The organism is Acinetobacter sp. YH12117 (assembly GCF_013418865.1).
GTDB classification, from domain to species: Bacteria; Pseudomonadota; Gammaproteobacteria; order Pseudomonadales; family Moraxellaceae; genus Acinetobacter; species Acinetobacter indicus.
In genome coordinates, this window is sequence record NZ_VPBF01000094.1 from 1 (window position 1) to 1,181 (window position 1,181).

The 1,181-nt window shown below is 35.7% G+C and carries 1 protein-coding gene; it reads right to left on the reverse strand.

Translation table 11 applies throughout. From position 1 onward, the window contains the following. Window positions 1-18: 18 nt before the first annotated feature. Window positions 19-1,109 (reverse strand): IS4-like element ISAba1 family transposase gene (locus FTU55_RS14945; protein WP_085940648.1). Its coding sequence is split into 2 segments (ribosomal slippage): window positions 19-569 and window positions 569-1,109, totalling 1,092 coding nucleotides; the frame shifts between segments, so codons are not numbered across the junction. Window positions 1,110-1,181: the final 72 nt, after the last annotated feature.

Genomic DNA, 1,181 nt, shown 5'->3' on the forward strand with positions numbered 1-1,181 from the left:
CTCTGTACACGACAAATTTCACAGAACCCTTATCCTATCAGGATTCTGCTTTCTTAAAATTGCCAAAATTTCCTTAAACTCTTCTTTTTTCCCAAAACCAATTAAACGCTGAATCGCCATTTGAACATAGTCTAAACCATAGCGAAATAAACTCATTGAGAGTCGTCCATGCTTCTTTATTTTTATCGCTTTTTTTTGATTATGTTGCCATTCACCCGTTAAGTAACACCAACAGAAGCTTATAGCTAACACCGCAATCAATTTTTTCACTCGTCTAGGGTCTGTCAAGCGCGTATTTTCAAGATTAAACCCGCGTCCTTTGAGACAACTGAATAAGGTTTCAATTTCCCAGCGTAATGCATAATCCTGAATAGCATTGGCATTAAACTGAGGAGAAACGACGAGTAAAAGCTCTCCATTTTCTAACTGTAGTGCACTTATATATAGTTTCACCCGACCAACCAAAATCCGTCGTTTACGACATTCAATTTGACCAACTTTAAGATGGCGAAATAAATCACTAATTTTATGATTCTTTCCTAAATGATTGGTGACAATGAAGTTTTTTTAACACGAATGCAGAAGTTGATGTCTTGTTCAATTAACCATGTAAACCACTGCTCACCGATAAACTCTCTGTCTGCGAACACATTCACAATACGGTCTTTACCAAAAATGGCTATAAAGCGTTGAATCAAAGCAATACGCTCTTTCGTATCTGAATTTCCACGTTTATTAAGCAATGTCCAAAGGATAGGTATCGCTATTCCACGATAAACGATTGCGAGCATCAGGATATTAATATTTCGTTTTCCCCATTTCCAATTGGTTCTATCTAAAGTCAGTTGCACTTGGTCGAATGAAAACATATTGAAAATCAACTGAGAAATTTGACGATAATCAAAATACTGACCTGCAAAGAAGCGCTGCATACGTCGATAAAATGATTGTGGTAAACACTTGATGGGCAAGGCTTTAGATGCAGAAGAAAGATTACATGTTTGCTTTAAAATAATCACAAGCATGATGAGCGCAAAGCACTTTAAATGTGACTTGTTCCATTTTAGAGATTTGTTTAAGATAAGATATAACTCATTGAGATGTGTCATAGTATTCGTCGTTAGAAAACAATTATTGTGACATTATTTCAATGAGTTATCTATTTTTGTCGTGTACAGAGA